Consider the following 7647-nt stretch of genomic DNA (forward strand, 5'->3'; position numbering starts at 1 on the left):
CTGTGCCTTGGGGCCTCGCCCGAGGCTGTCCCCAGCTCGCCCCCCGGGGCCGCCCCCAGGCCCCCTCAGTGGCCGCGGACCCCGTCAAGGACGTCCAAAGCCAGTCCAGGATCCGCCCCGTCGGCCAGCGACACCGACACGCGGTCGTAGACCCCGGCACATCGCTCGCGGATCAACCTGCCCGCGTCCGCCGGTTTTTCGGCGACGACGGCAAATGCGTTCAGCACATCGTCGTCGATCAGCCGTCCCATCTCCTGCCACCGCCCTGCGAGGGACAGCGTGCGCAACTCCTCCTGGAGCGCACCCCAGCCGTGGTGCTCCAGCACGCTCCGGTACGCCGGTGTGGAGCCGTAGAAGGCGATCCGTCCCCGGATCCCGGCGCGGCCGCGCTCGTACTCCTCCTCCGAACGACCGGTGGCCACGAGCACGTTCCCGGCGACCTCGAACGGCCTTGCGGTCCAAGGCTCTTGCGCCGCCTCGGCCTCCGTCCGCGCGGCCAGCGCCCGCGGGGCGAGGTGTTCGGCGACGTACGAAACCGTGCTGAACGGGTGGCAGATCACGCCGTCCCCGACCGCGCCCGCCGCCGCGGCCATCCGCGGTCCGACCGCCGCGACCAGGACCAGCGGCTCGCCCTGGGCCACCGGGCCCGGGTCGAACAGCGGGTTCATCAGGCTGTGGCGGTAGAACTCGCCCTGGAAATCCAGCTTTCCGCCGGTCTGCCAGCTCTGCCAGATCGCCCGGGTCGCGGCGACGAACTCCCTCATGCGCGCAGCCGGTTGCGACCACGGCATGGCGAAGCGGCGGGTGATGTGCGCCTTCACCTGGGACCCGAGCCCGATCACCGCCCGGCCGCCGGAGATCTGCTGCAAGGTCCAGGCGCTGGACGCCAGCGTCATCGGCGTGCGGGCGAAGGCGATGGCCACGCCCGTGGCCAGCTCGATCCGGGACGTGCGCGACGCGGCGACCGCGAGGTGCTGGAAGGGGTCCTGTGCGGTTTCCGGTATCAGGACGCGGTCGACGCCGCGCTGCTCGGCGGTGGCCGCGGCCTCCGCCGCGCGGAGTGAGGCTCCCGTGCCGACGTCCAGCTTCGGCGGAGGCAGCGGCCGGCGGGACTGCGAGGTGGTGGTCATGGTGCGCGAAATCCCCTTCAGGCCATGGCGTTCACGCCGGTGAGGGCGCGACCGATGATGAGCTTCTGGACCTGGCTGGTGCCTTCGTAGAGGGTGAGGACGCGCGCGTCCCGCAGGTATCTGCCGAGCGGGTATTCGTCGATGAAGCCGTAACCCCCCAGCACTTGAAGACAGTTGTTGGTCACCCGCACCGCGGTCTCGGATGCGTGGTACTTGGCGGCCGAGGCGTCCACCGCGTAGTCCTTCGGCTCGATCCCGGCGTCCGCCATCCGCGCGACCTGGTGGGTCAGCAGACGGGACGCGCGTACGTCCACCTCGGAGTCGGCGAGCAGTTCCTGGACGAGCTGGAAGCCCGCGATCGGCCGGCCGAACTGGGGCCGCTCCTGGGCATACCGCACGGCCGCGTCGAGCGCCGCCTGCGCCACGCCCACGGCGCCTGCCGCCACCGAGACCCGCCCGCGCGTCAGCGCCCCGAGGGCGATGGCCAGCCCCTTGCCGACGCCGCCGAGGCGCGCGGAGTCCGGGACGCGTACCGCGTCGTACCCGATCTCGGCGGTCGCCTGGGCGCGCAGCCCGAGCTTGCCGTGGATCTCCCGGGCGGTGAAGCCGGGGGAGTCGGTCGGCACGAGGAAGGCCGTGATGCCCGCATCGCCGGTCCGTGCGAAGGTGAGGGCGATCGCGGCCGAGGTTCCGTTGGTGATGAACATCTTGGCGCCGGTGATCAGCCAGTCGCCGCCGTCGCGCACCGCCCGGGTGGCGAGCGAGGCCGCGTCCGAACCGGTGCCGGGCTCGGTGAGGGCGAAGCAGCCGAGCGCGTCGCCGCGGACCAGCCGCGGCAGCCACTCCTTCTTCTGCGCCTCGGTGCCGTGTGCCGCGATGGTCTTGGTCACCAGGCCGAGCGAGACCGACACGATTCCGCGGACCGAGGAGTCCCCGCGGCCCAGTTCCTCGGTGACGAGGGCGTACGACAGCATGTCCGCGTCCACGCCCCCGTACTCCTCCGGGATCATCAGCCCCAGGAAGCCGAGTTCCCCGAGGCGCCTGGCGATGCCCGGGTCGACCCGCTCGGCGCGGTCCCACTCGCGGGCGTGCGGCGCGACCTCGCGGTCGACGAACTGCGCGGCCATGGCCTTGATCTCGCGTTGGGTCGCGGTGAGACCGAACTCCCGTGAACGCAAAGGATCCTCCTTGGTGTGGTCGCCGCGATCGGCGCGGCGGGGGTCGGGCGCGACACCCGACGGGCGTGGCCGGGGGTGCGATACCCGACCGGATCGGCCAGGGTCAGGTGCGGTACGCCACCCGCTCAGTGAGCGTCGGGGGCGTGCCCGACTCCGTGAGCGGCAGCCCGAGTTGCACCCGTTCGGCGACCCAGCGCGTCGGCCGGTACCGGGGGTCGCCGGTGCTGCGGTGCAGGCCCTCGTGAAGGGCGAGCATGCGCCGCGCCCCGAGCTTGTCACCCCATGACAACGGTCCCGCGGGGTAGCCGAGTCCGGCCACGACCGCCGTGTCGATGTCCGCCGGGTCGGCGATGGACCGTTCGGCGATCGACGCGGCCACCGAGACGATCGACGCCAGCAGGCGCTGGGCGACCGAGCCCGCGGTGTCGCGGACGACCGTGACGCGCCGTGGCGCCTCGCCGGCTCCGGCCCGCGCGAGCACCGCCCGGGCGTCGCGCGCCGCCACCGGGTCCGTCGCCGGTGTCACGGCCAGCACGCGCCGCCGCGCGGCAAGAGACAGGGGGTCGACGCCCAGGCTCCGCCCGGCCGGCAGCCCCGCCGAGGCCACGGCGGCCGCCACGGTCGTTCCCCACGTCGGCACCAACACCACGGCATCGGGCGGCGGCGAGGCGCCATCGCGCAGCAAGACCCCGGCCCGGCCCAGGAATTGGCGCAGCGCCTCGGTATCCGCCCCGTCTCCTGGCACCCACACCGGTCGATCCGCGTCCCCGTCGACCGGTGCCTCAGCCGGGACCTCGGGACGGGAGCCGGAACCGGAGTAGGTGTAGAAGCCGCGCCCCGTCTTCCGCCCGAGCAGGCCGGCCGCGACCCGGTTGGCCGCGACCACGGACGGACGCAGCCGGTCCGAGTGCGCGAAGCCCCGCCAGATCGTGTCGGTGACCGAGGCGGTGACGTCCAGGCCGGTGAGGTCCATGAGCTCGAACGGCCCCATCCGCAGCCCGAGTACGTCCCGCGCGATGCGGTCGATCCCCACGGCGTCGGAGACAGACTCCTCCAGGAGGGCAAACGCCTCCGTCGCGAGGCCGCGTCCGGCGTGGTTGACCAGGAAGCCCGGGGTGTCCGCCACGACCACCGCGGCATGCCCGGTCCCGCGTACGAACTCGGCCAGCATGCCCGGGATCTCCGCGCGAGTGCGGGCCCCCGGCACGACCTCGGCGATCCGCATCAGCGGCACCGGGTTGAAGAAGTGCAGCCCCGCGAGCCGCGAGGGGTCGGCGAGGCCCGCCGCGATCCCGGTGACCGTCAGCGACGAGGTGTTGGTGGCGAATACCGCCTCGGCGGGCAGCGCGTCCTCCAGCGCCCGGAACAACTCCCGTTTGGCGGCCAGGTCTTCGTGGATCGCCTCGACGACCAGGTCCACCGCCGGTCCCGGGGCGGTCGGCGCGTCGACCGCGGTGATGCGGGCCCGGGCGTCCGCCGCGTCCTCGGAGGACATCCGCCCGTTCCGCACCGCGCGCCGCAGCATGTCCTCGACGAAGGTCAGCGCCTCGGGCACCGACGCCGGGCGGGCGTCGCACAGCTCGACCGTGTGGCCCGCGGTCGCCGCCCACTGGGCGATGCCGCGGCCCATGACCCCGGCGCCGACGATCCTGATGTGCACGTTGAGTCCCCCAAGGGTTCGGACGGGTGGCGGAGCGCGCACAGGGCGCGCACCCAAGCTGCCAAAGCTTATTGATCACTGTCCAATACCTAATTAGGATCACACTGAGACGCAATACTTATGAATCTCGGGACAGTCGGGCACCGCCCGGGACGGAGGAACCGTGGAGCTGCGCCATCTGACCGCGTTCGTCGCGGTGGCGGAGGAACTGCACTTCGGCCGCGCCGCCAGGCGGCTCCAGATGGCCCAACCGCCGCTGAGCCAGCAGATCCGCACCCTGGAACGCGAGCTGGGCGTGCAGTTGTTCGAGCGCAACACCCGCTCGGTGCGCCTCACCAGCGCAGGCCAGTCCTTCCTGGAGCCCGCCCGGACCGTCCTGCTGGACGCCGACGTCGCCGCGCGCGCCGCGAAGGCAGCCGCCCTCGGCGAGTACGGGCGCGTCACGGTCGGCTTCGCGGGCGCGTCCAGCCACGAGTCGCTGCCCAGGCTGACGCGCGCGGTCCGCGCCGCGCACCCGGGCATCGAGCTGGTGCTGACCGGCCAGACGTACGCGAACGTCGCCCTGGCCCAAATCGCCGAAGGGGCGCTGGACCTCGGCTTCGTACGCCTGCCGGTGAACCGTCCCGGCGTCCGGGCCCGGGTGATCCACGAGGAGGAGCTGATCTGCGCGCTGCCCTCGGACCACCCGCTCGCCCGGCACGCCCGCATCCCGGTCGCCGCGCTGGCCGAGGAGCCGTTCGTCGGCTTCCCGGCGAACGCGGGGTCGTCGCTGCGCGACGCCACCGTCCGGGCCTGCGAGGCCGCCGGGTTCCTCCCGGTGGTGGTCCAGGAGGCGCCGGACTCGCACACGATCCTCGCGCTGGTGGCGGCGGGCGTCGGTGTCACCTTCACGCTCACCTCGTGCCGCCACATCCAGCAGACCGGGCTGGCCTACCGGCCGCTCGACGGCGCGCCGATCCGGCTCCGGGCCGCACTCGCGTGGCGGGCCGACAACCCGTCCGCTGCGCTGCGCTCGGTTCTCGCGGTGGCCGAACAGGTGCTGCCCACACCGGAGTTCGCTGAGACCGATCAAGGCTGATTGAGACGAATATGGTATCGATACGACCGTTATTCGGTATTGGACCCGTTCCGTAGTGGGATGCGAGGGTCGGCGGGAACCGATCGCCCCTCTCGCACACCGGAGTTCACAGTGGCACTGACCGTCGACGGCATACCGGAGATCACCAGGCTCGCCGGGCGGGACCTCGGACACTCGGCGTGGAGGGAGGTCACCCAGGAGATGATCGACGCGTTCGCCCGGGTGTCCGGTGACCACCAGTGGATCCACGTCGACACCGCACGCGCGGCCGAGGGGCCCTTCGGACGGACCATCGCGCACGGCTACATGGTGCTGAGCTGGGGCGTGCCGATGTGCGCCGAACTCCTGCGTGTCACCGGCGTGGGCATGGCGCTCAACTACGGCATGGACAGGGTCCGCCACCCGGCGCCGGTGCCGGTCGGCAGCCGGGTCCGCCTGCACGCCGCGGTGACCGCCGTCGAGGAGGTCGCCCGGGGCGGCGTCCGGATGCACCGCGCCTTCACCTTCGAACTGGAGGGCTCGGTGAAGCCCGCGTGCGTCGCGGAGTCGCTGACCCACTTCTACCCCTGACTTCAACTCCCGGCTTCAACTTCCGGCTTCAGCTCCTGACGTCAACTCCTGGGCCCGTCGGCTCGGCGCACGGCCGCCTTCCTGCGATGCGCCGGCGACGCGCCTTCGCCTTCCGGACGTGAGGCGCCTTCACGGACCCACTTTGAGGATACTCATCTGCCGGCGCCTGCCCGTGGTTCCGCCCCGACTTGTTGATGTACTCAATAGAGTGTACTCTTTTCCCGAGGCGCCTCCTCCGGTCGATATCCACGGACAAGTGCGGCGCCCGAATATGCGCCCGCCGCGGCAATCCGCCCGGGGCGCATGAACGCACGACAGGGAGGAACTGGTGGAGTTCGCGTTCAGCAAAGCGGACGCCGCGTTTCGGAACGACCTGGTCGAATTTCTGGATCGCGAATTGGCCGACGGTTGGAACCGTTCCGAGTTCGGTCTCGGCAGCGCGGTGTTCACCGATTTCTCACGGGGATTCGTGGGCCGGCTGGCCGACCGCGGGTGGCTCACCCCGCACTGGCCGGAGGAGTACGGCGGCGGGGGCCAGGGCGCGTGGCAGCACTTCGTCCTCGGTGAGGAGATGTGGAAGCGCGGCGAACCCCGTGGCCCGCAGTACATGAACGTGAACTGGGTCGGCCCCGCCATCATCAAATACGGCACCGAGGAGCAGAAGAAGACGCTCCTCCCGCCGATCACCCGAGGAGAGGTGTTCTGGTGCCAGGGCTTCTCCGAGCCCGAGGCCGGCACCGACCTCGCGGCCCTGAAGACGCGCGCCGTCCGGGACGGCGACGGCTACGTCATCGACGGCCAGAAGATCTGGACCTCGTACGCGCACCAGGCCGACTACTGCTTCCTGCTCGCGCGCACCGGCTCCCCGGCCGAGGGCCGCGACGGCATCTCCGTCTTCCTGCTGCCGCTCGACACGCCCGGCGTCGAGGTCCGGCGCATCGAGGGGTTCGTCGGCAACGACTCGTTCAACGAACTCTTCCTCACCGGCGTGCGCGTCCCTCTGGAATGCCGCCTCGGCGAGGAGAACAAGGGCTGGGACATCGTGCGCCGCACCCTCGCGTACGAACGCGTGGGCGCGCCGCGCTACGCCCGCGCCGCCCTCGTCCTCGACGGCCTCGCCGCCTGGTGCCGCGAAGCCGGGCTGTTCGCCGACCCCGGGATCCGGGAGCAGTTCGGCGAGGCCCGCGCGCTGTGCGAGGCCGCCCGCGTGCTCGTCTACCGGGTCATCGACGAGCGGGCCAAGGCGAAGGAGCCCTCCCCGAAGGCGTACCAGGCCCGGGCCGCGATGGTGCAGGCCGAACGCGCGGTCGGCGACCTCGCGCTCGACGTCATGGGGGCCGAGGCCCTCGTCGAGAAGTCGCCGGGCGACGCGCAGTTCCGCAATTCGCTGGGTGCCGGAATCGCCGCGGGCAGTTATGAGGTCCAGCTCAATCTGATCTCCCGCCTGATCCTCCAACTTCCCAAGGAATAGCCGTGGATTTCGAACGATCGGATACCCAGCGAGCGCTGCGCGACGCGCTGGGCGCCCTGCTCGGCCGGTACGCCGGGGTCGCGCGCTCCCGCGCACTCGCGGTCGGCGGCGACTACGACCACGCGCTCGAATCGGCCCTGCGCACCGGCGGATTCCTGGACCTTTTCGCCGACCCCGGTGCCGGACCGCTCGACGCCGTCCTCGCCGTCGAGCAGATCAGCGGGGAACTCGGCGCCATCACCCCCGTCCCGCACCTGCTGGTCCTGCCCGCGCTCGGCCTGCCCGCGCACGACGGGCCGGTCGTCCTGGCCGCCCCCGACGCCGCCGGGCCGGTGCGGTACGGCGCGCAGGCCGGACGCATCCTCATCGCGGGACCCGACCACTGTGTCGCGGGCGACCTGGACACGCACGACGCGACCCCGTTGCCCTCCGCGTTCGGTTACCCGCTGGCCCGCGTCGCGGTGCGCGGCAGTCTGCGCCACACGGAGAAGCTTGCGCCGGGTTCGTCCCGGATCATGGTGAACTGGTGGCGGGGGGGGGGGGGGGGTGAGGGGGCGGGG

Annotated in this window: 6 protein-coding genes and 1 pseudogene; 4 read left to right on the plus strand and 3 right to left on the minus strand. The window is 72.2% G+C overall.

Annotation, left to right across the window (positions count from 1 at the left end; translation table 11 throughout):
* Positions 1–65 precede the first annotated feature (65 nt).
* The 3 genes from ACRX5S_RS02725 to ACRX5S_RS02735 form a co-directional block, all read right to left on the minus strand.
* Positions 66–1130, minus strand: coding sequence for a TIGR03617 family F420-dependent LLM class oxidoreductase (locus tag ACRX5S_RS02725; RefSeq protein WP_436771041.1), 1065 nt, complete (start codon positions 1128–1130; stop codon positions 66–68).
* A gap of 17 nt (positions 1131–1147) precedes the next feature.
* Positions 1148–2308: an acyl-CoA dehydrogenase family protein gene (locus ACRX5S_RS02730; RefSeq protein ID WP_436771042.1), complete on the minus strand. Its 1161-nt coding sequence runs from the start codon at positions 2306–2308 to the stop codon at positions 1148–1150.
* Between the two features lie 103 nt (positions 2309–2411).
* Complete coding sequence (locus tag ACRX5S_RS02735; RefSeq protein ID WP_436771043.1) at positions 2412–3968, minus strand: 3-hydroxyacyl-CoA dehydrogenase; 1557 nt, start codon at positions 3966–3968, stop codon at positions 2412–2414.
* Positions 3969–4131: 163 nt separating this feature from the next.
* Between ACRX5S_RS02735 and ACRX5S_RS02740 the strand changes: the two genes are divergently transcribed.
* From ACRX5S_RS02740 to ACRX5S_RS02755, 4 genes and pseudogenes are all read left to right on the plus strand, one after another.
* Complete coding sequence (locus ACRX5S_RS02740) at positions 4132–5046, plus strand: LysR family transcriptional regulator (protein ID WP_436771044.1); 915 nt, start codon at positions 4132–4134, stop codon at positions 5044–5046.
* A gap of 111 nt (positions 5047–5157) precedes the next feature.
* Entirely contained in the window at positions 5158–5616 is a 459-nt protein-coding gene (locus ACRX5S_RS02745) for a MaoC family dehydratase (RefSeq protein ID WP_436771045.1), read from the plus strand.
* A gap of 328 nt (positions 5617–5944) precedes the next feature.
* Positions 5945–7087 (plus strand): acyl-CoA dehydrogenase family protein, encoded by a 1143-nt coding sequence (locus tag ACRX5S_RS02750; protein WP_436771046.1) that lies wholly within the window; start codon positions 5945–5947, stop codon positions 7085–7087.
* Positions 7088–7089: 2 nt separating this feature from the next.
* Positions 7090–7647 (plus strand): annotated as a pseudogene (locus tag ACRX5S_RS02755) (acyl-CoA dehydrogenase); the annotation flags it as partial.

The sequence above is a fragment of the Yinghuangia sp. YIM S09857 genome, assembly GCF_051388915.1.
Taxonomy (GTDB): Bacteria; Actinomycetota; Actinomycetes; order Streptomycetales; family Streptomycetaceae; genus Yinghuangia.